21 protein-coding genes are annotated in these 26980 nt (G+C 61.3%); 11 read left to right on the plus strand and 10 right to left on the minus strand.

Annotated features, from left to right (window positions below; genetic code table 11):
• Window position 1 precedes the first annotated feature (1 nt).
• The 4 genes from VWZ87_RS07595 to VWZ87_RS07610 all read left to right on the plus strand — a co-directional run bounded on the left by VWZ87_RS07595 (window position 2) and on the right by VWZ87_RS07610 (window position 5520).
• Entirely contained in the window at window positions 2-1153 is a 1152-nt protein-coding gene (locus tag VWZ87_RS07595) for an acyl-CoA dehydrogenase family protein (RefSeq protein ID WP_416536233.1), read from the plus strand.
• 281 nt (window positions 1154-1434) lie between these two features.
• Window positions 1435-2073: a glutathione S-transferase family protein gene (locus VWZ87_RS07600; protein WP_416536235.1), complete on the plus strand. Its 639-nt coding sequence runs from the start codon at window positions 1435-1437 to the stop codon at window positions 2071-2073.
• Window positions 2074-2083: 10 nt separating this feature from the next.
• On the plus strand, window positions 2084-3295 hold the full coding sequence (locus VWZ87_RS07605) for an acetyl-CoA C-acetyltransferase (protein ID WP_416536237.1): 1212 nt from the start codon (window positions 2084-2086) through the stop codon (window positions 3293-3295).
• A gap of 23 nt (window positions 3296-3318) precedes the next feature.
• Complete coding sequence (locus VWZ87_RS07610) at window positions 3319-5520, plus strand: 3-hydroxyacyl-CoA dehydrogenase NAD-binding domain-containing protein (protein WP_416536239.1); 2202 nt, start codon at window positions 3319-3321, stop codon at window positions 5518-5520.
• 158 nt (window positions 5521-5678) lie between these two features.
• Here VWZ87_RS07610 and VWZ87_RS07615 read toward each other — a convergent pair whose 3' ends face one another.
• Complete coding sequence (locus tag VWZ87_RS07615; protein ID WP_416536241.1) at window positions 5679-6368, minus strand: Hint domain-containing protein; 690 nt, start codon at window positions 6366-6368, stop codon at window positions 5679-5681.
• A 175-nt stretch (window positions 6369-6543) separates the two neighbouring features.
• Entirely contained in the window at window positions 6544-7209 is a 666-nt protein-coding gene (locus VWZ87_RS07620) for a sulfotransferase family 2 domain-containing protein (RefSeq protein WP_416536243.1), read from the minus strand.
• 137 nt (window positions 7210-7346) lie between these two features.
• Between VWZ87_RS07620 and VWZ87_RS07625 the strand changes: the two genes are divergently transcribed.
• The 4 genes from VWZ87_RS07625 (at window position 7347) to VWZ87_RS07640 (ending at window position 12393) form a co-directional block, all read left to right on the plus strand.
• A complete protein-coding gene (locus tag VWZ87_RS07625; protein WP_416536245.1) occupies window positions 7347-8975 on the plus strand; it encodes an AMP-binding protein in 1629 nt (542 codons plus the stop codon).
• Window positions 8976-9086: 111 nt separating this feature from the next.
• Entirely contained in the window at window positions 9087-10097 is a 1011-nt protein-coding gene (locus VWZ87_RS07630) for a hypothetical protein (protein ID WP_340545265.1), read from the plus strand.
• A 456-nt stretch (window positions 10098-10553) separates the two neighbouring features.
• On the plus strand, window positions 10554-11636 hold the full coding sequence (gene rsgA / locus VWZ87_RS07635; protein ID WP_416536247.1) for a ribosome small subunit-dependent GTPase A: 1083 nt from the start codon (window positions 10554-10556) through the stop codon (window positions 11634-11636).
• A 4-nt stretch (window positions 11637-11640) separates the two neighbouring features.
• The gene (locus tag VWZ87_RS07640; protein WP_416536249.1) at window positions 11641-12393 is read left to right on the plus strand and encodes a VOC family protein; all 753 of its coding nucleotides are present in this window, start codon (window positions 11641-11643) and stop codon (window positions 12391-12393) included.
• Between the two features lie 608 nt (window positions 12394-13001).
• Here VWZ87_RS07640 and VWZ87_RS07645 read toward each other — a convergent pair.
• From VWZ87_RS07645 to VWZ87_RS07670, 6 genes are all read right to left on the minus strand, one after another.
• The gene (locus VWZ87_RS07645; protein WP_416536251.1) at window positions 13002-14333 is read right to left on the minus strand and encodes an SPOR domain-containing protein; all 1332 of its coding nucleotides are present in this window, start codon (window positions 14331-14333) and stop codon (window positions 13002-13004) included.
• 229 nt (window positions 14334-14562) lie between these two features.
• Window positions 14563-15195: a uracil phosphoribosyltransferase gene (gene upp, locus VWZ87_RS07650; RefSeq protein ID WP_014874324.1), complete on the minus strand. Its 633-nt coding sequence runs from the start codon at window positions 15193-15195 to the stop codon at window positions 14563-14565.
• Window positions 15196-15351: 156 nt separating this feature from the next.
• Complete coding sequence (locus VWZ87_RS07655; protein ID WP_416536253.1) at window positions 15352-16569, minus strand: phosphopentomutase; 1218 nt, start codon at window positions 16567-16569, stop codon at window positions 15352-15354.
• Window positions 16569-17879, minus strand: coding sequence for a thymidine phosphorylase (locus VWZ87_RS07660; protein WP_416536255.1), 1311 nt, complete (start codon window positions 17877-17879; stop codon window positions 16569-16571). The genes VWZ87_RS07655 and VWZ87_RS07660 overlap by 1 nt, the downstream gene beginning before the upstream one ends.
• Before the next feature lie 3 nt (window positions 17880-17882).
• The gene (locus VWZ87_RS07665) at window positions 17883-18275 is read right to left on the minus strand and encodes a cytidine deaminase (protein ID WP_340545259.1); all 393 of its coding nucleotides are present in this window, start codon (window positions 18273-18275) and stop codon (window positions 17883-17885) included.
• Window positions 18276-18428: 153 nt separating this feature from the next.
• Window positions 18429-19526: a cupin domain-containing protein gene (locus VWZ87_RS07670; protein WP_416536257.1), complete on the minus strand. Its 1098-nt coding sequence runs from the start codon at window positions 19524-19526 to the stop codon at window positions 18429-18431.
• A gap of 152 nt (window positions 19527-19678) precedes the next feature.
• Between VWZ87_RS07670 and VWZ87_RS07675 the strand changes: the two genes are divergently transcribed.
• Window positions 19679-21967 carry an NADP-dependent malic enzyme gene (locus VWZ87_RS07675; protein ID WP_340545257.1) on the plus strand — a complete coding sequence of 763 codons (2289 nt, stop codon included), beginning with the start codon at window positions 19679-19681 and terminating at the stop codon, window positions 21965-21967.
• Between the two features lie 85 nt (window positions 21968-22052).
• On the opposite strand, the gene VWZ87_RS07680 is transcribed toward VWZ87_RS07675, so the two are convergent.
• The gene (locus VWZ87_RS07680; protein ID WP_416536259.1) at window positions 22053-22232 is read right to left on the minus strand and encodes a hypothetical protein; all 180 of its coding nucleotides are present in this window, start codon (window positions 22230-22232) and stop codon (window positions 22053-22055) included.
• Window positions 22233-22272: 40 nt separating this feature from the next.
• Between VWZ87_RS07680 and prpE the strand changes: the two genes are divergently transcribed.
• Together prpE and VWZ87_RS07690 are read left to right on the plus strand one after the other, a co-directional pair.
• Window positions 22273-24162 (plus strand): propionate-CoA ligase PrpE, encoded by a 1890-nt coding sequence (gene prpE / locus VWZ87_RS07685; protein ID WP_416536261.1) that lies wholly within the window; start codon window positions 22273-22275, stop codon window positions 24160-24162.
• 128 nt (window positions 24163-24290) lie between these two features.
• Window positions 24291-25718 carry an amidase family protein gene (locus VWZ87_RS07690; RefSeq protein WP_416536262.1) on the plus strand — a complete coding sequence of 476 codons (1428 nt, stop codon included), beginning with the start codon at window positions 24291-24293 and terminating at the stop codon, window positions 25716-25718.
• Window positions 25719-26146: 428 nt separating this feature from the next.
• Here VWZ87_RS07690 and VWZ87_RS07695 read toward each other — a convergent pair whose 3' ends face one another.
• Complete coding sequence (locus VWZ87_RS07695; RefSeq protein ID WP_340545253.1) at window positions 26147-26908, minus strand: NAD kinase; 762 nt, start codon at window positions 26906-26908, stop codon at window positions 26147-26149.
• Window positions 26909-26980: the final 72 nt, after the last annotated feature.

Raw genomic sequence — 26980 nt, forward strand, 5'->3', positions numbered from 1 at the left:
CATGAGCGCAGAGCAAAAATCCAGCTGGATGACCGAAGAGCATCAGATGCTGGCGGATATGACCGCCCAGTTCATCACCCGCGAATGGGCGCCGAAATTCGAGACCTGGCGCAAGCAAGGCATGATGGATCGCTCCACCTGGAATGAAGCTGGCGCCCTTGGCCTGCTCTGCCCCTCCGTACCGGAAGAATACGGTGGCGTCGGTGGTGATTTTGGCCATGAAGCCGCAATCCTGATCGAAGGCAGCCGCGCCAATCTCGCCAGCTGGGGCCACGGGATCCATTCCGGCATCGTCGCCCATTACGTGCTGGCCTATGGGACCGAAGAGCAGAAACAGCGTTGGCTGCCCAGGATGATCACCGGCGAGCTGGTCGGCGCTCTGGCGATGACCGAACCCTCCACCGGCTCCGACGTGCAGCGGATCAAGACAAAAGCGGTCAAAGATGGCAACGCCTACCGGCTGAGCGGTCAGAAAACCTTCATCACCAATGGCCAGCACGCCAATCTGATCCTGGTGGCGGCCAAGACCGACCCCACCGAAGGATCCAAGGGCATCTCGCTGGTGGCGGTTGAGACCGATGGCGCAGAGGGTTTCAGCCGCGGCCGCAACCTCGACAAGATCGGCTGCCATGCCGCAGATACCTCGGAACTCTTCTTCGACAATGTCGAGATTGCGCCGGAAAACATCCTCGGCGGCGCCGAGGGTCAGGGCTTTTACCAGATGATGCAGCAGCTGCCGCAGGAACGGCTGATCATCGCCTGTGGCGCCGTCGGTGCCATGGAAGGGGCGGTTGAACGCACGATCGCCTATTGCAAGGAGCGCGAGGCCTTTGGCGGGCCGCTGACGCAGTTTCAGAACACCCGGTTCAAACTGGTCGAATGCCAGACAAAAACAAAGGTTGCCCGTGCTTTCCTTGATGAATGTATGGTCGAACATCTGCAGGGCAAGCTGACCGTGGAAAAGGCGGCGATGGCCAAATACTGGATCACCGATACCCAAGGTGAGGTGCTCGACGAATGTGTCCAGCTGCATGGCGGCTACGGGTTCATGCAGGAATATGCCGTGGCCGAGATGTGGGCAGATGCCCGCGTTCAGCGCATCTATGGCGGCACCAATGAGATCATGAAGGAATTGATCGCGAGGTCCCTGTGAGGCTTCGGGCTGCACATATAGATGCGGATGCCGGAAGCCTCCGGCGGGAGTATTTGGGGAAAGATGACAGGATGAGACGCGCCTCCCCCCGAGCTCTCCGCCTAATGGGTCGGCGCGCCGTCACCTTTCACGGTCATCGGCTCTCCAGCCTGTTCCGCAGGACCATGCTGACGCCATCTACCTTAATACGGAGTGAAGGTTCCGTCATCTTTCCAGAAATACTCCACGGGGGTGCGGGGGTGTGAAACCCCCGCTCCGCCAGCAGACACAGGGAGCAACATATGACACTCAAACTGCATTGTTTCGGTGAAAGCGGCCATTCCTATAAGGCCGCCCTGGCTCTTGAACTGGCCGGGATCGACTGGGAGCCGGTGTTTGTGGATTTTTTCAGCGGCACCACCCGGGGTGATGCCTTCCGTCGAGATATCAACGACATGGGAGAATGCCCGGTGCTGGTGGATGGCGATCTGGCACTCAGCCAATCCGGGGTGATCCAGCAGTATCTGTCGGACACTTATGGCCGGTTCGGCGGCGCCACTGTCGAGGAAAAGCGCGAGATCCTGCGCTGGCAGCTATGGGACAATCACAAATTGTCCTCAAACGCAGGCTTGTGCCGGTTCCTGATGAATTTCCTGCCCGAAGACAAACGCCCGCAGGAGGTCATCGCCTTCCTTCAGGGCCGTCTGCAAGGCGCCTACGCGATCCTGGACAAACATCTTGAGGGGCGAAGCTGGATTGTCGGCGATGGGCTGACCAATGCCGATCTGACCTGCTGCTCCTATCTCTATTACCCCGAACCCTTCGGCTTTGATCGAGCCGAATGGCCCCATATTGACGCTTGGCTCTCGCGGCTGAGCGCACAACCGGGCTGGAAAGCCCCCTACGACCTAATGCCCGGCAACCCGTCGGACCGAGCCTGAGGAGACTGATATGACCGAAGCCTATATTTACGACGCCGTGCGCACCCCGCGTGGCAAAGGCCGCAAGGATGGATCCTTGCATGAAGTAACGGCCGCGCGTCTCTCTGCGGTGGCGCTCAACGCTCTGAAGGAGCGCAACAATCTGGAAGGCCACGCAGTCGAGGACGTGATCTGGGGCAATGTGACCCAGGTTGGCGAACAGGGCGCCTGCTTGGCGCGGACCGCTGTTCTGGCCTCTGATCTGGATGAATCGATCCCCGGCGTGTCGATCAACCGCTTCTGCGCCTCGGGTCTGGAAGCCGTCAACATGGCCGCCAACCAGGTGCGGGGACGTGCTGGTCATGCCTACATCGCCGGCGGTGTGGAATCCATGAGCCGTGTCCCCATGGGCATGGACGGCGGTGCCATTGCTGTTGATCCGGCGATTGCCATCGAGAACTACTTTGTGCCCCAGGGGATCTCGGCAGATATCATCGCCACCGAGTATGGTTTCTCGCGTGATGATGCCGATGCCATGGCGGTGGAATCCCAGCGCCGGGCGAAGGCGGCCTGGGACGACAAGCGTTTTGCGCGCAGCGTTGTCCCGGTGCGCGATATCAACGGGCTGACCATTCTCGATCACGATGAATACATGCGACCCGGCACCGACATGCAGTCGCTCGGCGGTCTGAACCCCTCGTTCCAGATGATGGGTGAGCAAATGCCCGGCTTCGACAAGATCGCGATGCTGAAATACCCGCATCTGGAGCGGATCAATCACATCCACCACGCGGGCAACTCTTCCGGTATCGTGGATGGCGCCGCTGCCGTACTGATTGGCGACAAGGAGTTCGGCGAGGCGATGGGCCTGAAACCGCGCGCCCGTATCAAGGCCACAGCCAAGATCGGCACCGACCCCACCATCATGCTGACCGGCCCCGTACCCGTCACCGAGAAGATCCTGCGCGACAATGGCATGGAGATTGGTGACATCGACCTCTTTGAGGTCAACGAGGCCTTTGCCAGCGTCGTCATGCGGTTCGAGCAGGCCTTTGGCGTCGACCATGACAAGGTGAACGTCAATGGCGGCTCGATTGCCATGGGCCACCCACTTGGTGCGACCGGCGCCATGATCCTCGGCGCACTGCTGGATGAGCTGGAGCGCAGCGACCGCGAAACCGGTCTTGCGACACTCTGCATCGGGTCCGGCATGGGCGCGGCCACCATCATCGAACGCGTGTAACCCAGGCGACAGGAGACTAAGATATGTCTGATTTCACAATGAAAAAAGACGCCGACGGCGTCGCCATCATCACCTGGGACTGCCCCGGCAAAAGCATGAACGTTCTGAACGGTCAGGCGATGCTAGACCTCGACGGGCTGGTTGACGACGCGCTGGCAGATGATGCCGTCAAGGGCATCGTCATCACCTCGGGCAAAAAAGACTTTGCCGGCGGCATGGATCTCAATGTGCTGGCCAAGATGAAAGAGGATGCCGGTGACGAACCCGCCCGTGGTCTGTTCGAAGGCATCATGAAAATGCACCACGGTCTGCGCAAGATCGAACGGGCCGGCATGGATCCGAAAACCAACAAGGGTGGCAAACCCGTGGCAGCAGCCCTGCCCGGCACAGCTGTTGGCATTGGTCTGGAACTGCCGCTGTCGACGCATCGCATCTTTGCCGCTGACAACCCCAAGGCCAAAATCGGCCTGCCGGAGATCATGGTCGGCATCTTCCCCGGTGCAGGCGGCACCACCCGTCTGGTACGCAAGATGGGTGCCATGAACGCTGCGCCCTTCCTGCTGGAAGGCAAGCTGGTCGATCCCAAAAAAGCCAAGGCCGCAGGCATCATCGACGAAGTGGTCGAGGATCCGCTGGCCGCCGCACGCGCCTGGGTTCTGGAGGCTAAAGACGCCGACATCGTCAAACCCTGGGATGCCAAGGGTTACAAGATGCCCGGTGGCGCGCCCTATCATCCTGCGGGCTTCATGACCTTCCTTGGTGCAGCAGCCATGGTGCATGGCAAAACATTTGGCGCCTTCCCGGCAGCCAAAGCGCTGCTGAGTGCGGTCTATGAAGGCGCGCTCGTGCCCTTTGACACCGCGCTGAAGATTGAGGCGCGCTGGTTCACCCATGTGCTGATGAACCCTTCGTCCGAGGCGATGATCCGCTCGCTCTTCCTCAACAAGGAAGCGCTGGAAAAAGGCGCTGTGCGCCCGGCGGGCATCGAGGATCAGTCGGTCAAGAAAATCGGCGTTCTGGGCGCTGGCATGATGGGGGCCGGTATCGCGCTGGTCTCCGCTCAGGCCGGGATGGAGGTTGTTCTGATCGACCGTGATCAAGCCGCCGCCGACAAGGGCAAGGCCTATACCGAAAGCTATCTCGACAAGGGCATCAAGCGCGGCAAAGTCACGGCCGACAAGAAAGAGGCGATGCTGTCACGCATCACCGCAACCCCTGATCTGGACCATCTCAAGGGCTGCGATCTGATCATCGAAGCGGTCTTTGAGGATCCCGGCGTCAAGGCGGAGATGACCAAGAAGGTCGAGGCGATCATCCCCGACGATTGCATCTTTGCCTCCAACACCTCGACTCTGCCGATCACCGGTCTGGCCGAGGCCTCGGTGCGCCCGGAGCAGTTCATCGGCATTCACTTCTTCTCGCCGGTGGAAAAAATGTTCCTGGTGGAGATCATCAAGGGTGAGAAAACCGGCGACCGCGCGGTGGCCAAGGCGCTGGACTACGTGCGCCAGATCCGCAAGACTCCGATCGTGGTCAATGATGCCCGGTTCTTCTACTGCAACCGTTGCATCATCCCCTACGTGAACGAAGGCGCGCGGATGATCACCGAGGGCGTTGCCCCTGCGTTGATCGACAATGCCGCACGCCAGTTGGGCTTCCCGGTCGGTCCGATCCAACTGACCGATGAGACCTCGATTGACCTCGGTGCCAAGATCGCTCGCGCCACCAAGGCGGCAATGGGCGATGCTTATCCCGAAAGTGCTGCGGATGATCTGATCTTCTGGATGGAAGAACAGGGCCGTCTGGGGCGCAAGTCCAACGCTGGTTTCTTCGACTATGACGACAAGGGCAAGCGGCAGGGTTACTGGAAGGGCATGCAGGAGAAATACCCGCTGGCCGAGGAACAGCCGGACCTGATCGAGGTCCAGGAACGCCTGATGTTTGCACAGGTCCTGGAAGCCGTGCGCGCGCTGGAAGAAGGTGTTCTGATGGACATTCGCGAAGGGGATGTTGGCGCGATCCTGGCCTGGGGCTTTGCGCCCTGGTCCGGTGGCCCGCTGAGCTGGCTGGACATCATCGGCACGCCATATGCTGCCGAGCGCTGCGACCAGCTGACCGCGAAATATGGCGAACGTTTCACCTGTCCGCCGCTGCTGCGCGAGATGGCTGAGAAAGGCCAGACTTTCTATGGCCGGTTCAGCCCGGAGGCCGAAAAGGCCGCCTGATTGAGGTCAGATGACGTCTGAAAGCTCTGAAAGCGGCGCCTCCGGGTGCCGCTTTTTTCACATCAGGAAAGCCGCCTAAGTGGTTATGAAAAATAAAAACCGCCTCCGATATGGTGACGGTTCTGTCTCTGTTTTCACTTGTTGGATTACAGCGCGGTCTAGACCATCGCTGCGTATTCCGCAGCACCATGCCCACCAGGACCCATCGGCAATGTATTGGCCCAGACGCTTTCCTCGGTGATCATGTCGATCACCAGTTCGCGGGCAGCGTCGGGGTCCAGAACCCGATAAAGCTCGGCATAGGCGCTGGTGTCGAACGACAGAATGTCACGCGGTGACACGCTAAAGCTCAGCAGACCCGCCTCCAGATAGATGACCTCATCCTGTGCAAACCGTGGCACCATGATCTCGACCCGTGTGTCAGGCTCGACCCGGCCAATGCCGCGGTACCCTTCCAGCGCGCAGGCGGGTACGACAACAAACGGATCGCCCTGCCCATCACAGGCAAGATCGCTCTCGATCAGGATCCCCTGGTTCGGCATCACCCAGAGCGGCGCGCGATTGTTCAGCGCATCCTGCGGAATATGAACCGGGCATGTCAGCGGATTGGGTCCACCGCTGGAAAGCAGGATAGTTTCGCGGTGGATATCGACTATGGGCTGCATCCCATGGTCGAAGGTCAGGACCATATCGCCCACGGCCAGAGCCTCAATCGGGCGCCAGCCAAGATGTGAGGCCACATGGGTGCCCGACAGGATCCCGCCCTGCCCGGCTGCGACCAACGGGTACTCTGTTGCCAGAGCCTCGGCCATCGGAGAGAGCTTGCGTTTCAGCAGCCAATCCAGCATCGGTTTTCCCTTTCACCAAGGCAGCCATACGTTCTGCATGACCCGTCACGTTACCCGTCCGAGAGGCGGCCACTGGCGCGCCCACGGGAGAGATTATCATGGTCGCGGATCGAAGATGCGCCATTTTGGCGAAGACTTCGGACCCAGCGTCGTCCCATGTGATTCCATCTCTCGACTACTGGTCTATCGGTGAATCGTTAAAAGAGTATTCAAACTGGGCAAGATCCGCCTCGCAGGCCTCAGCCACCGCCGCGCGGGCCGCGTCGGTATAGGCGTCCTGCCAGCCTCTGGGACGGTCTGAGGCATTGGCCCGTGGCAGCTGAAGCTCAAAACCCAGGTGATCAAAGAGCGGGGCCGCATCGCGTGCGAAATGTTCCAGGCGGATATAGCAGTCGCATTGTTCGCCCCCATCCGCGCGCCGCATATATGACCGCGCCGGATGTGCACGAAACGCTGCAAGCATCCGGGGATCGCTGGCAAAATCGGGAAATGCCAACGCTTTGGCCAGAGCGACCGAAGGGTGATCAAAGCTCTGCTCGCGCAGCCAGTGATAGAGGCTCAGCACCCGATCGAACGGGTTCCGTACCAGCGTAAAGGCAAAGAGACCGCGCAGCTGCGCCTCGGGCACCAGACCGTCAATATCGGCAAGAGTTGAGTGTTTCCACAATCGGCCCCGGGTTTTAGCGTCTCTGAGGCGTCGCCGCCGCTTGCTGGCCTTGGGCGTGTCGCCGAGCATGAGATCATCTGCCATGGCCCGCGCTTCCAGCGCGAGGGACAGCGCGGTGCCCCCGGTCTTGGGGATATGTACAAAGACATAGGAACGGCCAGGCGACAAGATCATGACAGGCAGGCTAAGCGGTTTGAAGACCAATGGAAACCTCGGCCCTGCCAGACAAAAATGTCTTACGCCTTTCATTGGGGGCAACTTTGCGCAATATCTTGCAACCACGTCGCATGAATCATCTTGGAGGGGTCGAAATGGGTTGGATGTCGGACGAGTCGGGACTGGAGAAAACCGCCGCCAACTATGTGCCGCTGACGCCGCTGTCACATCTGCGCCGGGCCGCGCATGTGTTTGCCGATGTCCCTGCCGTCATCTACGGCAGCCATCGCAAGACCTATGCGGCCTATTATGATCGCTGCACGCGGCTGGCCTCGGCGCTTGCGGGGATGGGCGTCCGCCCCGGCGACGTGGTGGCGACCTTGATCCCCAACCTGCCGGCCCAGGCCGAAGCGCATTTTGGCGTGCCTGCCTGCGGTGCCGTTCTCAACACGATCAACACACGTCTCGACGTCAGCACGGTCGCCTATATTTTCGACCACGGAGAGGCCAAGGTCGTGCTGGTCGACAGCCAGTTCCTGCCACTCGCCGAAGAGGCCAAAGCAGCCTGCGACGGCCCGGGACCGCTGATCATTGAGGTCCCGGATGATCAGGCAGCCTATCCGGCGTCCGGTCGGCACCCGGTCTACGAGCATGTTTTGGCCGCTGCCTCCCATGATTTCGACTGGATCATGCCGCAGGACGAATGGGAAAGCCTTGCGCTCAACTACACCTCCGGCACCACGGGTCGCCCGAAAGGCGTCGTCTACCATCACCGTGGCGCCTATCTGATGACCATGGGCACGGTGATTTCCTGGCGCATGGTGATGCAGCCGAAATACCTTGCCATTGTACCACTGTTTCACTGCAACGGCTGGAACCACACCTGGATGATGCCGGTTCTAGGTGGCACCCTGGTGTGCTGTCGCGATATCACCGCGCCCGCGATCTACGATGCGATTGCCGACGAAGGGGTGACCCATTTCGGCGGTGCGCCAATTGTGCTCAATATGCTGGTGAACGCACCCGAAGAGGACCGGCGCAGCTTTGATCACACGGTCGAGGTCTTCACCGCCGGCGCCCCGCCCGCCCCGGCCACCCTGCAAAAGATCGAGGCTATCGGCTTTCATGTCACGCAGGTCTACGGGCTGACGGAAACATATGGCCACGTCACCGAATGCCTGTGGAAAGGCGGCAGCTGGGACACGCTGGACCAGCAGGGCCGGGCCGCGATCAAGGCGCGTCAGGGCGTGGCCTTCCCGATGATGGATCACATTACGGTCATGTCCGACGATATGCAGCAGATTCCGATGAACGGTCAGGATCAGGGTGAGATCGTGATGCGCGGCAATTCGGTCATGAAGGGATATCTGAAGAACCCCGAAGCCACCGCCGAGGCCTTTCAGGGGGGGTATTTCCATTCCGGTGATATCGCCGTGCAGCATCCCGATGGCTATATCCAGATCGCCGACCGCGCCAAGGATATCATCATCTCCGGCGGCGAGAATATCTCCTCGGTGGAGGTTGAGGGTGTGCTGATGGGGCACCCCGATGTGAACTTAGCCGCGGTGGTTGCCAAACCTGACGAAAAATGGGGCGAAGTGCCTTGTGCTTTTGTCGAGTTGAAGCCCGGCGCGGAGGTTGATCCTGCCGAACTGATCCGCTTTGCGCGCGAAACGCTGGCCGGTTTCAAAGCGCCAAAACAGGTGATTTTCCAAGAACTTCCCAAGACATCGACCGGAAAGATCCAGAAATTCGAACTGCGCCAGCAGGCCAAGGCTCTCTGACCCGGTTTCCTGACCAAAGCAGGCGCGAACTGCCGCAAAGTCAATTGCTGACGCTGGGGGCTGCGTGCTATTTGATCTGTGAACAATCGACGGTGAGGACGCGCCCCATTCATGACGGCATTGCGGGAATATCAACGGCTGGAAGCTGCTGCGCTGTGGCGGGCTGCCCCTGACGCGCAGCGGCGCGATGTGATCGTCTCGGTTGGCGACGCGACCCTGACCATTGCGGATATGAATGACCGGCCACTGGCCCATTGGTCACTGGCGGCATTAGAGCGACAGAACCCCGGCAGTTTCCCCGCGTTGTTCCACCCTTACGGCGATCAGGGCGAAACGCTGGAGATCGCGGAAGATGAAACCGCGATGCTGGACGCAATCGACCGTTTGCAATCCGCCCTCACCCGCGCTCGTGCCCGCCCCGGTCGCCTTCGCTCGGTGACGCTGCTGTCGGCGCTGGCTGTCGTGACCGGTCTGGCGGTGTTCTGGCTGCCCGATGCGCTGCTCTCGCATACGGTGAATGTGGTGCCGGACATCAAACGCAAGGCGCTGGGACAGGCGCTGCTTGGCCGGATCGAACGGGTGTCAGGTCAGGCCTGCAGCACATTGGAGACCGCGCCCATTCTGGAACGTCTCGCAGAGCGGCTGGATGTGCGTCAGTTGGTGATCCTGCGCAGCGGCGTGGCCAGCAGCCTCTATCTGCCAGGTGGCATCGTGCTTCTGAACCGCGAGCTGGTGGAGGATCACGAAGATCCGGCGGTAGCAGCTGGCGCGGTACTGGTGGAGCGCGCCCGTGCGGTGGAAAAAGACCCCCTGGCCGAGCTTCTGGCCGCGGGCGGCATTCGCGCCACCTTCAGGATGCTCACAACCGGTGAACTGACCCGTGCAACCCTCGACCGTTATGCGGAAACCGTCATTAGCGCGCCGCGCCCCACGCCGGACGAGGCCACGACACTCGCTGAATTTGCCCGTGCTGCCGTTCCCTCCAGCCCCTATGCCTACGCTCAGGACATTACCGGTGAAACAGTGCTCGGCCTGATCGAGGCCGATCCGATGGCGGGCCGTGACTTGCAGCCGGTACTGAATGACCGCGACTGGGTGCAGCTACAAAGCATCTGCGGCTGATCCAACAGTACCGGTGTGGAACACATCGCACCTCTGACACGATGCGTTGAGATTTCTGCATCCTGTCACCGGGCCGCTGCACGCAATACTGACGCAAACGTCAAGCATTCGGGATCCCGATCGGAACTTCACCGCGAACGTTTCCAGGGTCGGCAGAGTGCGACGGAGCTGACATACCTTTTTCCTGCTGAATGGCTGCTACAGATACCTGAAGACGAGTTCCAAATCAGCCATCAACGGTTGTGTTGTGCATGTTTCCCCACTATCTGCACGTCATCTGTAATGGAGTTTTCATGTCCCGGTAAGGAAGGGAGGCAGCGCGCCTCCCGGAGCACATACAAAATCGCAAACATCGCCGTCACTTTGTAGCTGACGGGTCGGTTTGATGTGCTCACTCGTTTCCTACCATCGGCGCCCAAAATTGACTTGGGCCAGAGACATGAAAGTGAACACCCTATGACGAGGGATTACTCAGACTTCCTTCCGCGTCGCGCGCGCGACACCGGATCACAGGCCAAACTCAGCCCCCTTCATGCGCTGGGATGGCAACCGTTTTTCACCCAGCAAGTTAGCGTGGAAGACATGGCCGCGATACCTCCTGTTCGCGTTGTCGAAGTGCATCGCAGCGGGCTGCACGCCCTTGGTGACGGCATCGATACCATCCTTCCGCCCAGAGCCGATGTGACTGTCGGGGACTGGCTGTTGCTGGACCAGTCGCACCCGCGGTCCAGTCGGGCTCTTGAGCGTACCAGCCTTATCAAGCGGCGCGCGCCCGGCACCGACCGGCAGGAACAACTGATCGCGGCGAACATTGATACGGCCTTTATCGTCACGTCCTGCAATCAGGACTTCAAATTGGCCCGGCTTGAACGCTATGCCTCCTTGGCGTTCGAGGCGCGGATCACGCCCGTCATCGTCCTCACGAAAACCGACCTCTTGGCGGATCCTGAAGACTACATTGACGCGGCCCACGCGGTGTCGGACATAATCGACGTCGTCGCACTTGACGCGCGCGGTTCTGCCCCGAAGACAGACCTTGCGACCTGGTGCAAGCCCGGCAAGACGGTAGCGTTCCTTGGCTCATCCGGTGTTGGGAAATCGACGCTGGCCAATGCGTTGCTCGACAGCCAATCCATCGAGACCCAGACCATTCGCGAGGACGACGCGAAGGGGCGGCATACGACGACGCGGCGTGAGCTTCATGCTATGCGCAATGGCTGTCTGATCCTGGACACGCCGGGCATGCGGGAATTGCAGCTCACCGATGCGGCGGACGGAATCAATGATCTCTTTGCCGATATTCAGGAGTTGGCCGCGCGGTGTCGATTCAACGACTGTCAGCACGAGACCGAGCCGGGATGCGCGATTCTGACGGCTGTTGATGATGGCGTTCTCGATGCCCGTCGGCTTGGCAGATGGCGTAAGCTGATAGCGGAGGACGCGTTCAACTCCGCGAGCCTTGTGGAACCCAGGTCGCGCGACAGGGCGTTCGGAAAAATGGTGCGCGGCGTCAAGAAAATCAAAGATGTCAGGAGGTAAGACGATGACGCAGTCGAAAGCAGGTCAAATCGTATGGCACGATCTTTTCACATCGGACAGGGCGTGTTCGATGGCATTTTACCAGCACGTGGCCAAATGGACGTATGAAGTCGAGCGGGCGACGGATTTTGCCTGGGGAGGCGGCGAGAAGGATTTCATCCTCGCCCTCTCCGGGGACGAAGCGGGTGCGGGGTTGGCCGAGACGCCTGCCGAGCAGGAAAATGGCTGGATCGCCTACATCGAGGTTCCCGACGTGGACGCGGCGGTCAGACGCGTCGCCACGCTCGGAGGCAAGATCGTTCGGGAGCCATTCGAGGTGCCGGGTGTCGGTCGCAATGCACTCGTCCGCGATCCGCTCGGTGCTCTGGTCGGGATTTCGCTGTCCCGGCACAGCTTCCCTGTTCCGCACCGGCAGTTCGGCCCTGACGTGTACGTCGGCAACGGGACTGACTTCCCGCTGGCGTTCTATGCAGAGCTTTTTGGATGGAAGGTCTCTCCCGAGCAGGACACGGATTGTCTTGCACTCCTCGGGCCTGAGGGCGATCTTGTTGCACTCCAACATGCCGCGACCTGGCCAATCGGTTCAAATGCAGCTTGGGTCCCGTGCATCAAGGTTGCTTCAGTCGCCAATGCCTGCCGTGCTGCTGAAGCCGAAGGGGCGCGTCCGGCTCCTGTGGATGTGAAGGGAATTTTTCAAGCCCGTAACCCCATCCTGTGTGATCCAGACGGCGCGCCGTTTGCTCTTGGCATCGAATAGACGACCACTTTCTAGCAGTTCGCCAATTCTTCACAGGAACTGCAGATCGGACATTTGTACGCTCTGCAGCATTTGCGGCTCAGGGCTCACTGCCCGCTTCGCTGCGTCGCCCATGGATGGCCGCTCTAGTTCTCTTCGCAAAGATCAGGGGTAAGCTGCTCTGGCGTAGTTTGCGAAGCGTCGGCCAACGCCTGCTCAATCTTTGCGATCTACTCATTCTTTTGCCTACCAAAGTACCGCAGAGTCCGTCACTCCCAATTCGCAGGCAATCCTTGCAAGGGAGCTTCCCCGAACTCGAAGATCGGCGTTGCGGCGGTCACGTCTATCTAAATGCTGCTTTGTGGGCTGACGCATATTGGCACAATGGCGCGGCGCAATTGTTAGGACAATACAGAACGTCCGCGAGCCATTTGCCGATATTGCGACAATGTTGTGAAGGAGGAGTTCGGCCGGGGCCGTGTTGGGTTAATGATGAGACGAAAAAGTCAAATATCTCTGACGTTCTAAAAGCGGTTGGCGCAATCATAGCGCCGCGCCAAGCCGCCCCCGCTCCGTTGCGTGAACGCAGATTGGCCAAACAACGTGGCTGACCGGACCCACCGTCTTGATTACTTGCTCAGCCGCGCGCCAGAGAACCCAGCCGCGCGCACTGTCGACAGGGCCGCTTGCGCCGCCTCCCCGACAAAAGGCCCTGCCAGAACGACCTGCAGGCTCTGACCATTGCGGTTGACCCGACCCAGACGCACCGGCAACCCTTTTTGGCGCAACCGTTGAGCCACGGCGTCGGCCTGACTTACATCGGCGAGGGTCGCCGCGCGCACATACCGCGTAGCCGGAGATGACTGAGGTTTGGCCATCGAAGCCGAGGCCGCGCGCGCTGATGTCGCATCGCCGGAAGGCGCCGACCGGGTCGACAGACGGGTGACCAGGGTCTCGTCATCGGTGCCCACGGACGTTCTCGCATCTCCTGCAAGCTGTCTCTGCGAAAGCTTCACAACCGGTCGATCGACCGGACGGCGAATGCCTTCGCGGGGGACGGTGCGCGTCCAGATCGCGCCGGTTTGCGGTCCGCGGTTCGGATTGTAGCGATCCTGATGGATCACCCGCACATATCCCGCAGGCACGCCATCGTTGGCCGCCGCGAGTACGCCGCCCAGCGACATCTCCGCCCGGCGCGGATTAAGACGGTCATCCTCCCATGCGCGGCGATACCCCTGCGGCACTACCAGCCCTCGGCTCAGGCTGCGCTCCTGATAGACATGCTTGGGAACAACGCGGGTGTTGGGATCCAGAACCGAGGACAGGCGGCTGCTGCCCCACTGCGGGCCGCATCGCACATTGCCCGTCTGGTTGATATATTGCTGGCTCAGGGCAGACGCGCCGGGACAGCGGCCAAAGCCCGGCGCCGAACTGGCCGTGGTTACGGTGCTGACGGGCGGACGATAGGCATCATCCAGTGGCTGCCGGCGCGGCAGCTTCGCCGTTGATGTGCCAACCCGAAGCGGCTTTGCCTGTCGCACGGCACTGCGCTGCGGCTTGGTGGTGGTGACGGTCTGCGGCGCGCGCGCTGCTGCAACCGGCTCTGTAGTTGCAGTTACGGCGCCTTCCAGATTATTCGCTCGCTGCCCCTCCGGCAGGGTGATCAGCTCCGGCACCGGAGCCGAAGTGGCTCTCGGCGAACTGGGGGCCGCAGCAAGCTCAGTGGGCTGGAAGCCGCAGAGCTGTTTGCGGCTGCGGGTTACCCTCGGCACCCAGGTGACATTGCCGTCGATCCCCGCCCGAATGAAAACACAGCCGCGACTGTCGACATATTGCTTGCCTGCAAAGGAGGCGGGCGGAAATTCTGCCGGCGGTTCGGTGGGGCGGATCGACTGCGCCTCTGCTGTGCCGAAGCAGGCCGCCGCGATCAAAGCACTTGCAATAATTCTAGTAAGCGTCATCCGAGAGCCCCACAACATATGGCCGCAGGATGCCTGAAAAGCGAATCTGAGTAAAGCAGGGTTTCCCCGATTTAACGAAAGATCCCAGAGACATCGCGACCCTTACCCTCCCCGCACCCGGGTGTGTCACCCGACGGACATGGAAAAGGCGCCTGTTGCCAGACGCCCTTGCCTTGATGGCCGTGCCTTGTGTCCATGCCGCCCCAAGAACTGCACGCGGGCCGCAGGCTTATTTGGTGCCGAACATCCGATCACCCGCATCGCCGAGCCCGGGCAGGATATACCCCTTCTCGTTCAGCTGCCGGTCCAACGACGCCGTCACGATCGGCACATCCGGATGCTTCTCCTTCATCAGCTCTACCCCCTCGGGCGAGGCCAGCAGGCAGAGGAAACGGATGTCATTTGCTCCGGCCTCTTTCAGCAGGTCGATGGCCGCGGCCGAACTGTTGCCGGTTGCCAGCATCGGATCTACCGCAATGACCAACCGGTCCTTCAGCCCCTCGGGTGCCTTGAAGTAATATTGCACTGGCTGCAGGGTTTCCTCATCCCGGTAGAGACCGACAAAGCCGACCCGTGCCGAGGGGATCAGTTCCAGCACGCCGTCCAGCATCCCGTTGCCCGCCCGCAGGATCGACACCAGCGCCAGTTTCTTACCCGCAAGGATGGGTGCCTCCATTTCCTCCATCGGAGTGTCGATGGTGGTGGTGGTCAGCGGCATCTCGCGGGTGATCTCATAGGCCAACAGCTGGGTAATCTCGCGCAGCAGGCGGCGGAAACCGGCGGTAGAGGTGCCCTTGTCGCGCATCAGGGTGAGCTTGTGCTGCACCAGCGGGTGGTCGACAACGGTCAGATGATCGGACATTGGGCGCTCCTTTCAGGAAAATTCAATCTCTCTTAGTGCCTGCACTGTGGGACAGGCAAGGTGGATTTGTCGGCGATCGTCTCCAACCGCTCCAAATTCGGGCGCCGTTCAGCGCGCAGACGCTGCCGAGGACGCCATCTCATCCGCCCGCTTCAATCAGGTCAGCACCGACCGGCCAGGCCCCTGAGCAGGGATTTTCAGATGGTCCGCCACGGTCGCTGCCACGTCCGCGAATGCCAGATTGCCCAGCGGTCCGGCCCCCGCGCCGGCCATCAGCACCGGCACCTGTTCACGGGTGTGATCGGTGCCGGGCCAGCTCGGATCGTTGCCATGATCGGCCGTCAGGATCAGCAGATCGCCATCCCGCAGCTGCGGCAGCAGCTTGCCGATCTCTTGGTCAAACCATTCCAGCGCTCGCGCATAGCCCGAGATATCGCGACGATGCCCGTAGAGGCTGTCAAACTCGACAAAATTGGCAAAGGTCAGGCTGCCGTCCTCGGCCTCAGCCACAGCCGCCTGCAAATGCCGCATCAGCCTCGCGTCATCGCCTTTCTTCAGCGTATCAATCCCCTGCATCGAGAAAATATCACCAATTTTGCCGATGGCGTGCACTGGTCGACCGGCATCCTGCACCCAATTGGTCAGGATCGGCTCAGGCGGCATGATGGCGTAGTCACGCCGGTTTGTGGTGCGCTGAAATCCGGTCTCGGGCGTCCCGACAAAGGGCCGCGCAATCACCCGCCCCACCTTCATCGCGTGCAGATAGGGGGCCACCGCCTCGCAGAGCGCCAACAACCGGCCAAGACCAAAGCTCTCCTCATGGGCGGCAATCTGGAAGACACTATCGGCAGAGGTATAACAGATGGGCTGCCCCGACTGCATATGCGCGGCGCCATGTTCGGCAATGATCGCAGTACCCGAGGCATGGCAATTGCCAAGTAGAGCCTCGGTTCCGGCCGCCGCGCAGACATGGGCCACCAGATCATCCGGAAACGCGGGTGTCTGATCCGGGAAATAGCACCAATTCCAAGGCACCGGCAGGCCCGCCAGTTCCCAATGACCAGAGGGGGTATCCTTGCCCCGGCTGATCTCGCGGGCGACACCCCAGCGCCCGACAATCTCCGCCCCACCCAGATCAGGGCAAGGCACCGCCGAGGCCTGCGCCACGGCAGCCCCCAATCCGAGGCGGTCCAGATTTGGCACCTGCAGCGGACCGCTGCGCCCCTCCTCTGCGCGGCCCGCAGCACAGGCCTGGGCGATATGGGCCAGCGTATTGGCGCCAATGTCCGGCAGATCACCATTGAAATACTGACCAGCATCTGGCGCACCACCGATACCGACGGAATCCATCACCACCAGAAACGCACGCGCCACTAGGAAACCCTCTTGTAGATCAGCGGCAGCCGCTCAGGCGCGCTATCAGACAGCTGATAGGCTGCGCGCAGGCTGGCCTCGGCTGCATCAGCGGCGTCTTCATCAGCGGCATGGATCACACCAATCAGGTCGCCGACTGAAAGCGTGCGTCCAAGCGGCGCCAGCTCCGCCAGTCCGACGGAGGGGTCGACCACGTCGCTTTCGATCATCCGCCCGCCGCCCAGCCGCACGACCGCAAGGCCGAGCGCCTCGCCATTGATGGCGTGAACATGGCCCGCCCGATCTGCGGTGATGGGGCGTACCACCGGAGCCGTCGGCAGAATTGTCTGCCAGTGGTCCGCGAAATCGGTCGGGCCGCCCATCGCGGCGACCATTCGGGCAAAACGTTCGGCAACCGCCCCGCTGGCAATGGCCTTGCGGATCATATCCGCCCCGGCATCGCTCTGCGCCGCCAATCCGCCATGTGCCAACAAGACACCTCCCAGCTCCGCCGTCAGCTCCGCCAAGGCGCCCGTCTGACCGCAGATACCGGTCAGCACCCGCATGACCTCCGCCACCTCCAACGCGTTGCCCAGCGCGGGCGCCAAAGGCTGGTTCATATCAGTGATCAGCGCCGAGGTCCTACAACCGGCCGCATTCGCCGTCTCAGTGAGACTACGGGCCAGCGCCTCGGCCTCCTCCAGCGTTTTCATAAAGGCACCGGAGCCGATTTTCACATCCAGAACCAGCGCATCGGTGCTGGCCGCCAGTTTCTTTGACAGGATTGAGGCGGTGATCAGGTCCAGACTATCCACCGTGGCGGTGACATCACGGATCGCATATAGCCGCTTGTCCGCCGGGGCGATCTCTGCGGTCGCCCCCACGATGGCGCAGCCTACGCTTTGCATCATGCTGCGCAGCCCCTGTTCGGACACTTGGGTGCTGACGCCCTGAATGGCTTCCATTTTGTCGAGCGTCCCGCCGGTATGGCCCAGACCCCGACCGGAGATCATCGGCACATAGGCACCGCATTCCGCCAGCGCGGGTGCCAGCAGCAGCGACACGCAATCGCCGACCCCACCGGTAGAGTGTTTGTCCAGCACCGGCCCATCCAGATCCCAGCGCAGCACGTCACCGCTATCACGCATTGCCAGCGTCAAGGCCCGCCGCGGATCGACGCCAAGCCCCTGCAGACAAACCGCCATGGCAAACGCACCCGCCTGCGCATCCGAGACAGCCCCATTGGCCAATCCTTCGGCAAACCAGCGCAGGTCTTCATCGCCGGGTGTCTCTCCCCGGCGCAGGCTGGCGATGATCGCGCGTGCGTCCATGGCTCAGCTCCGTTCCATATGGTCCGCGCCAAAGGCACCGGGCAGCAGATCGCCAATCGTGGTTTCACGCTCCAGCCCATCTGTGGTGGCAAGCGTCACCTTCACCTCGGGCGCGCCAAACTCCGCTAGCTTCTGACGGCAGCCGCCGCAGGGCGGGATTGGCGCCGGGCAATCGGCAATCACATATGCCGCCTCAAGCTTCGTCTCGCCTGCGGCAACCATTGCGGCGATGGCACCGGCTTCTGCGCAGGTGCCTTCTGGGTAGGCAACGTTTTCCACATTGCAGCCAACATAGACCGTCCCGGATGCTGCCCGGATCGCCGCACCGACCTTGAAGTTGGAATAAGGCGCGTGTGCGTTTTCACGAACGGCGGTGGCAGCATCTTTGAGGCTCATGGCGATTCCCTGATTTTTTGATCAACTGGTCAGAATTTGAGACGATAGCTGAATTTGCCGAAGGAGCGAAAGCCCCCTCGACCAAGCTGAACCACAATATCACATCCTCCGGCCAATACCGCTATTGCCTGATGATCCACCCAGGATCTGCGGTCAGACCGTTGGCTCTGCCAAGCTGGTGTTGAACACACCCGGAAGCGTCACCTCCAGCAGTTCCACATCATCCGACGGCGCGCTGAGGCGGGTTTTCATCCCCGGCGGAATGACGAAGGCATCGCCCTGTTCCAATTGATAAGGCTCGCGGCCCTCGCCCTCCAGCGTGACCGTGCCGTTCATCACAAATGTAAAATGGATATCGGTGTCATGCGCGGCCCACTGCGGCGCGCCTTCTCCGCGGCGCACCACCTGTACGCCTGCGACGCCCTTGGTGTTCTCGGCAATCGTCGTGTCGCGGCAGATGTAGCCCGGCAGGCGGAACGGCATCCATTCGGCGCCTTCTGCCTTGTTGTAAACAAACCGCTGGCCCTGCCATTCCCGTTCGGGACGGTAGTGCGGCGTCGGCAGGGTCATCTCGTGGTCGATCTCGGTCACATGCTCGGCCGGGACGCCGATCTCGATCACCTGCACATTGTCGCTGGCCTCCAGCACCCGGTGGCGGATCTCCGGCGGCTGGATGAAACAATCACCGGCGGTCAGCCGCATCTTGTCTCCCTGATCCTCATAGACGACATCAACCCAGCCGTGGATACAGAAGATCAGCTGAAAGCCCACCTTGTGGAAATGCACCATATCCGGCACCGGGCCGCCGTCGGGAATGCGGATGTGGCTGGCGATGATCGAGCCGCCCAGCCGGTCCGGCACCAGGTCGCGGTAGTGCATGCCTGCGCGGCCGATGATCCAGGGCGCCTGATCCTTGAGGCGGCGGACCACGAAGCTGTGCACCGTTTCCGGCATCACCAGTGGTGGGTTGCGCTCTTCAATCTCAATCTGGGTGCCATTGGGAGCGGTCAGCCTACGGGCACCACCGGCAAACCCATCGGGATCATCAGTCAGGATGCGAATGGTGCCGGGTGATTCAGCGGCGCCGCGCTCGATCCGCAGCCGCAGCCCATGGCCCGAAAACACCCCGATAGCCGGATCATCTGCCGGATAGATCGAGTCCAGCTTCATCCCGAGGGTTTTGGTGTAAAACGGGATGTCGTCCCGAAGCTCCTGCGTCGGCAGCCGCAGCTCCGCAATCGTATCCGCCATTCTTCGCTCCCTTTTGGTCTTTTGCCACACAGTGAGACCAAGCGCGCTCGGGCGCAAGCTCTTGCGAAAGCCCCCAAACACCCAACGAGAATAGTCTGTTTCCCTGACGTCAAAAGTCGTTTAACACTAAACTATAGTCTCTGGAGCGCCTGATGACCAAAAATCCAAAGTCCGACACCCAAACCCTGCGCGACGCCGCGCTGCACTATCACGCCTATCCCAACCCCGGTAAGCTGGAGATCCGCGCAACCAAGCCGATGGCCAATGGCCGCGATCTGGCGCGGGCTTATTCGCCGGGCGTGGCAGAGGCCTGCATCGAAATCAAATCCGATCCTGCGGACGCGGCGAAATACACGTCGCGCGGCAATCTGGTCGCGGTTGTGACCAATGGGACAGCGGTCCTCGGCCTTGGAAACATCGGCGCGCTGGCTTCGAAACCGGTGATGGAAGGCAAGGCCGTCCTGTTCAAGAAATTCGCCAGTATCGACTGTTTCGATATCGAAGTAAACGAAAGCGATCCGGAGAAGCTGGCCGATATCGTCTGCGCGCTGGAGCCGACCTTTGGGGCGATCAATCTTGAGGATATCAAGGCCCCCGACTGCTTTATCGTGGAAAAGATCTGTCGCGAGCGGATGAATATCCCGGTCTTCCACGATGACCAGCACGGCACCGCAATCGTCGTGGGCGCAGCTGCCAAAAACGCACTGCACGTCGCGGGTAAGACATTCGAAGACATCAAGATTGTCTCCACCGGTGGTGGCGCGGCGGGGATTGCCTGCCTCAACATGCTGGTGAAACTGGGCGTGAAGCGTGAGAATATCTGGCTCTGCGACCTGCACGGGCTGGTCTATGAAGGCCGCACCGAGGATATGAATCCGCATAAGTCCGCCTTTGCACAGAAAACCGACCTGCGCACGCTGGATCAGGTGATCGAGGGCGCGGACCTCTTCCTCGGCCTGTCCGGCCCGAATGTACTGAAACCGGAGATGGTGGCAAAGATGACGGATCGTCCGATCATTTTTGCCCTGGCCAACCCCAACCCCGAGATCCTGCCGGATGTGGCGCGCAGCGTCTCCCCCAACGCCATCATCGCCACCGGCCGCAGCGACTTTCCCAATCAGGTCAATAACGTCCTCTGCTTCCCCTTCATCTTCCGTGGGGCGCTGGATGTGGGCGCGACAGAGATCAACGACGCCATGCAGATCGCCTGTGTCGAGGGTATCGCCGAAATGGCCCGGATGACCACCTCGGCCGAGGCGGCAGCCGCCTATCAGGGCGAACAGCTGACCTTTGGCGCCGACTACCTCATCCCCAAGCCGTTTGACCCGCGTCTGGTCGGTGTGGTGTCCTCCGCCGTGGCCAAGGCCGCCATGGACAGCGGTGTCGCCCAGCGTCCGATTGATGATCTTGTCGCCTACCGCGCGAAATTGAACCAGACCGTGTTCAAATCCGCCCTGCTGATGAAACCCGTCTTTGAGGCGGCAAAGGCTGCATCGCGCCGCATCGTTTTCACCGAGGGCGAAGATGAGCGGGTGTTGCGCACGGCTCAGGGCATCCTTGAAGAGACCACCGAAACGCCGATCCTGATCGGTCGGCCCGAGGTGATCGAAACCCGCTGTGAACGGCTGGGCCTGCGCATCCGCCCCGGCACCGACGTCCAGATCGTGAACCCGGAGAACGATCCGCGTTACTACGACTACTGGACCAGCTACCACCGCGTGATGCAGCGCGAAGGCGTGACCCCGGATCTGGCCAAGGCGATCATGCGCACCAACACCACGGCAATCGGCGCAATCATGGTCCACCGGGGCGAGGCCGACAGCATGATCTGCGGCACCTTTGGCGAATATCGCTGGCATATGAACTACGTGAACCAGGTGCTTGGCGGTGGCAGCTATGAGCCCCATGGGGCGCTGTCACTGATGATCCTTGAGGACGGGCCGCTGTTCATCGGTGATACCCATGTGCGGATCGAACCAACCCCGGAACAGATTGCGCAGACGGTTCTGGGCGCCGCGCGCCACGTACGCCGCTTTGGCCTGGAGCCAAAGATCGCCCTGTGTTCGCAATCGCAGTTTGGCAATACCAGCTGCGATTCCGGCGCACGGCTGCGCGCCGCCATCGACATCCTCGACCGGACGCCCCGCGATTTCATCTACGAAGGCGAGATGAATATCGATACTGCGCTGGATCCTGAGCTGCGGAGCCGGATCTTCCCGAATTCGCGACTGGAGGGCGAGGCCAATGTGCTGATCTTTGCCCATGCCGATGCCGCGAGCGGTGTGCGCAACATCCTCAAGATGCGGGCCGGCGGGCTGGAGGTCGGGCCGATCCTGATGGGCATGGGCAATCGCGCGCATATCGTCTCCCCCTCGATCACCGCCCGCGGGCTGCTGAACATGGCGGCAATCGCCGGAACGCCCGTCGCCCACTACAGCTGACGGCTGGCTGCGGGGCGCAGATCCCGCAGCGCCACAAACAGAGCAGGCACGTGGCCTCGAATCAGAGTGCCTGCCCCACCCTCCCTCAGACGACCGGCTTCTGAGGCTTGCGCAGAGACTTTGCAAACTGCGCTTCATCTTGCTGTAAATTCCGCGAATGCACCCTGTTTGCAAAACTTTGCAACGCCACACCGGCAAAAAATGCAAATTTCTTGCGCCAATCTGACGCGACGTCGCCCAGCACGCTTGCCCGGTGGCGATCCATGCGCCTAACTCACCTCCAAGGATGAGTGAGGAGGAACCGCATGTCGTATTCAGAGGTCTATGAGGGCTGGAGGTCCAATCCGGAACAATTCTGGATGGAAGCCGCAGCGTCGATCAGCTGGGATCGCGCGCCGAGCAAGGCCCTGACCGACAAGGGCGATGGGCTCTACGAATGGTTTGCCGATGCAAAGGTGAACACCTGCTACAACGCTGTCGACCGTCATGTCGAAGCAGGCCGGGGAGAGCAGACGGCAATCATCTACGACAGCCCCATCACCCAGACGAAGCGCGAAATCTCCTATGTTGAGCTGCGCAACCGTGTCGCCACCCTGGCTGGGGCGCTGCGGGCCAAGGGCGTGGGGAAAGGCGACCGCGTCATCATCTACATGCCGATGATCCCCGAGGCGCTGGAGGCGATGCTGGCCTGCGCCCGCATCGGTGCCGTGCATTCGGTGGTGTTCGGCGGCTTTGCCGCCAACGAACTGGCGGTGCGGATCGATGATGCCAAGCCCAAGGCGATCATCGCCGCCTCCTGCGGGTTGGAGCCGGGGCGGACGGTCCATTACAAACCACTTCTGGACGGCGCCATCGACCTGGCCAGCCATAAGCCGGATTTCTGCGTGATCTTCCAGCGCGAGCAGGAAGTGGCCGAGCTGATCGAAGGCCGCGACGTGAACTGGCACGGTTTCCAATACGGTGTGGAACCTGCCGAATGCGTGCCGGTTGAGGGCAACCACCCCTCCTATATCCTCTATACCTCCGGCACCACCGGCCAGCCCAAGGGGGTGATCCGCCACACCGCAGGCCAGCTGGTGGCGCTGAACTGGACCATGAAGAACATCTACAACGTCGATCCCGGCGATGTGTTCTGGGCTGCGTCCGATGTGGGCTGGGTCGTGGGCCACAGCTATATCTGCTACGGGCCGCTGATCCACGGCAACACCACCATCGTGTTCGAGGGCAAACCGGTCGGCACGCCCGATGCGGGCACCTTCTGGCGGGTGATTTCCGAGCATAAGGTCAAGAGCTTCTTCACCGCGCCGACTGCTTTCAGGGCAGTGAAACGCGAGGACCCGAAGGGCGAGTTCGTCAAGAAATACGACCTTGGCTGCCTCAAACAGGTCTACCTCGCCGGCGAGCGTGCGGACCCCGACACCATCACCTGGGCGCAGGAGCAGCTGAAGGTGCCGGTGATCGACCACTGGTGGCAGACAGAGACCGGCTGGTCGATTGCCGCGAACCCGCTGGGGATCGAGGAACTGCCGGTCAAGCTCGGCTCCCCCGCCGTGCCTATGCCGGGCTATGAAGTCGATATTCTGGACGAAGGCGGCAACCCGGTGGCGCCGGGCGAGCTGGGCGCGATCGCGGTGAAGCTGCCGCTGCCGCCGGGCACGCTGCCGACGCTCTGGAATGCTGAGGACCGCTTCAAGAAAAGCTACCTCACCACCTTTCCCGGCTACTATGAGACCGGCGATGCCGGCATGAAGGACGAGGACGGCTATCTCTACATCATGGCGCGCACGGATGACGTGATCAACGTGGCGGGCCACCGCCTGTCCACCGGCGGCATGGAGGAAGTGCTGGCGGGCCACCCGGATGTCGCTGAATGCGCCGTAATTGGCGTCGCCGACAGCCTCAAGGGGCAGATGCCATTGGGTTTCCTCTGCCTCAATGCTGGCTGCAACACGCCCCATGAGGAGGTAGTCGCGCAGGTGGTGAAACTGGTGCGCGAGAAGATCGGCCCCGTCGCCGCCTTCAAACTGGCCTGCGTCGTGGACCGCCTGCCCAAGACCCGCTCCGGCAAGATCCTGCGCGGCACGATGGTGAACATCGCCGACGGCACGCCGTGGAAGATGCCCGCGACCATCGATGACCCGGCCATTCTGGACGAGATCACCACAGCGCTGCAAACTCTCGGATACGCGAAGTAAGACTCGCGCAGGCTTCTGACAAACGCAGGCTTCGCCACCCGGCGGAGCCTGTCTTTGTATGATGTGCCGCGCGGTTTTCCTTGCAACTCGGTCGTGCCCGCCTACCCTGCCGGGAAGGAGGCATGTATATGACACACATCGACATCTGGCGCCTGAGCGCAACGGAACTGGCACAGCACACCCGAGCGGGAGATCTAACCGCCGAAGCCGCCGTTGCCGCCTCCATCAACCGCATGGCAGCGGTCAATCCCGATCTGAATGCCGTTGTCGAGGATCTGAGCAGTGACGCCTTGGAGCGGGCCAGAGCGCTGGACAAGGCGCGCAATGCGGGTGCCACGTCCGGTCCGCTGCACGGTGTGCCGGTCACCATCAAGATCAACGTCGATCAGAAGGGCCACGCCACCTCCAACGGTGTGACCGCGCTGAAGGACCTGATCGCGCCGGATGATGCGCCGGTGGTGAAGAACCTCCAGGATGCAGGGGCCGTCGTGATTGGCCGCACCAACACCCCTGAGTTCTCCTTCCGCGCCGACACTGACAACCCGCTCTTTGGGCGCACGCATAATCCCTGGGGGCGCCATATCTCGCCTGGCGGCTCCTCCGGCGGGGCCGGTGCGGCGGTGATGGCCGGGATCGGCGCGCTGGCCCATGGCAATGACATCGGCGGCTCCTTACGTTTTCCCGCCGCTGCCAATGGCGCGGTAACCGTCAAACCCGGCCTTGGCCGCGTGCCTGCCTGGAACCCCAGCCAAAGCGCAGAGCGTGGAATACTGGCGCAGAATATGTCCGTACAGGGGCTGATCACCCGCACGGCACGGGATCTGCATCTGTCGATGCCCAGCCTTATTGCGCCCGATCCTCGCGATCCCTTCCACGTGCCGATGCCCTGGCACGGTCAGGCCACCGAAGGCCCAATCCGCGTCGCCTTTTCCAAGGAGACCTACGGCTACGAACTCCACCCGCAGGTGGAGGCCGCCTTGGATGACGCGCGCGCAGCCCTGCTGGATGCAGGCTATATCGTCGAGGAAACCCTGCTCCCCGATGTCTTCGATGCCGGGCGCACAGGGTACCGCGCGTTGATGGGCGAGGTCTATGCCCTGATGAAAGACGATGTTGACGCAGCCGGGTCGCAAACGGTGCGGGATATCTTTGCAGTCTATTTTGAGGAATTCCCGCCCTTTGCCGGCGTCGAGCTGTTGCAGATGATGGCCAAACGCACGCAATACGCGCGTGACTGGTCGCTCTTCATGCAGCGTTACCCATTGGTATTGACCCCGTTCCTGCCGCAGCCATTTTTCAAACCCGACCGCGACACCGAAGGGGCGGCAGGCGTGCATGAGGTGCTGGGCTGTGCTGTCTATTCCTATGCGATGAACTTCCTCGGCCTGCCTGCGGCCTCGGTTCCCAGCCGCCTTGCCAAATTGCCCTCAGGATCGCAGCCGATCAATGTGCAGATCGCAGCATCGCGCTGGCGCGAGGACATGGCAGTGGACGCCTGTATCGCCATTGAGGATCGGATCGGGCGCATGTGTGACAGACTGTGGGAGCAGCTCTAACCCGGCTGGCAGATGGTCGGATACATACTATGGGTGCGCGAAAAGAACCGCGGGAAACCAACACGCTCGCGGATAAGGAAACCCGGGACTCGGCTCACACCGACCCCCGGATTTTCCGATACCACCGGATACTCGTTCACAAACATCACACGAAGGTTGCGGGACCATCGCCCCGGCGTTTCCCGCCTTCGCGGATCCAAACGCGTACGGATCAATACCCGCACAGTCCGGCTGAAGCAAAATCTTAGCTGCTTAAAATATAGGGGCCGATGGCCATCCCGGTAGATCCTGCGCCTCTCTTCTTGAGAGCGCTATGCCCTTTGGCTGTCACCGCTGGCATCGGCCTTGTCTAGAGTTCGATTATCGCACAAAAACGCGAGCCTTGCGATCACAAACACGTGATCCACCCCGGGCAATGGCCATCTACCTTAGGTGAATTGCTCCGAAATCAACCGTTCCTCCAGCCCATGGCCGGGGTCGAACAGGATCTTGTGGCGGATTCTGGTCTGGGTTGCGATCTCAACCTGCACAACATTGGCAAAAGAAACGGAATCCGCGGCCGCAATCACGGGCCGTTTCTCAGGTTCCAGCACATCAAACCGCACTGTTGCATTGCTGGGCAGCAAGGCACCGCGCCAGCGGCGCGGACGAAAGGCGGCGATTGCGGTCAATGCCAGCACATCCGAACCGATGGGCAAAATGGGACCATGCGCCGAATAATTATAGGCCGTCGACCCCGCTGGCGTTGATACAAGCGCCCCGTCACAGACCAGTTCCGCCATACGCTGACGATCATCAACAGAGATCTTCAGCTTGGCTGCCTGCGGACCGGCCCGCAGCAATGAAACCTCATTGATAGCCAGAGCCCGATGCGTCTGCCCTTCTGCATCCAGTGCGACCATGGACAGCGGGTTAATAATCTCTTCCTCGGCTGCCATCAGCCGCGCGATCAGGTCAACGACGCCATATTCATTCATCAAAAAGCCGATAGTACCTCGGTTCATGCCATAGACCGGCGCCGACAGATCAATCGTGTCGTGCAGCGTGTCGAGCATGAAACCATCGCCGCCAAGCGCAACGATCACATCCGCCTCTTCCTTGGGCACGTTTCCGTAGCGTGCGACCATCTCGGCTTGAGCTGACTGCGCCACCGGAGCCCGGCTGGCCAGAAAGGCGATTCTCATTGTCATCAAATCTGTTTCCGGTGTTACGCAATTCGTTCCGAAACAATCACAGCTTTCCCAAGATTGCCAGTCTTGCCG

The organism is Phaeobacter sp. JH20_37 (assembly GCF_048056015.1).
In the GTDB taxonomy this organism is placed as follows: Bacteria; Pseudomonadota; Alphaproteobacteria; order Rhodobacterales; family Rhodobacteraceae; genus Phaeobacter; species Phaeobacter bryozoorum.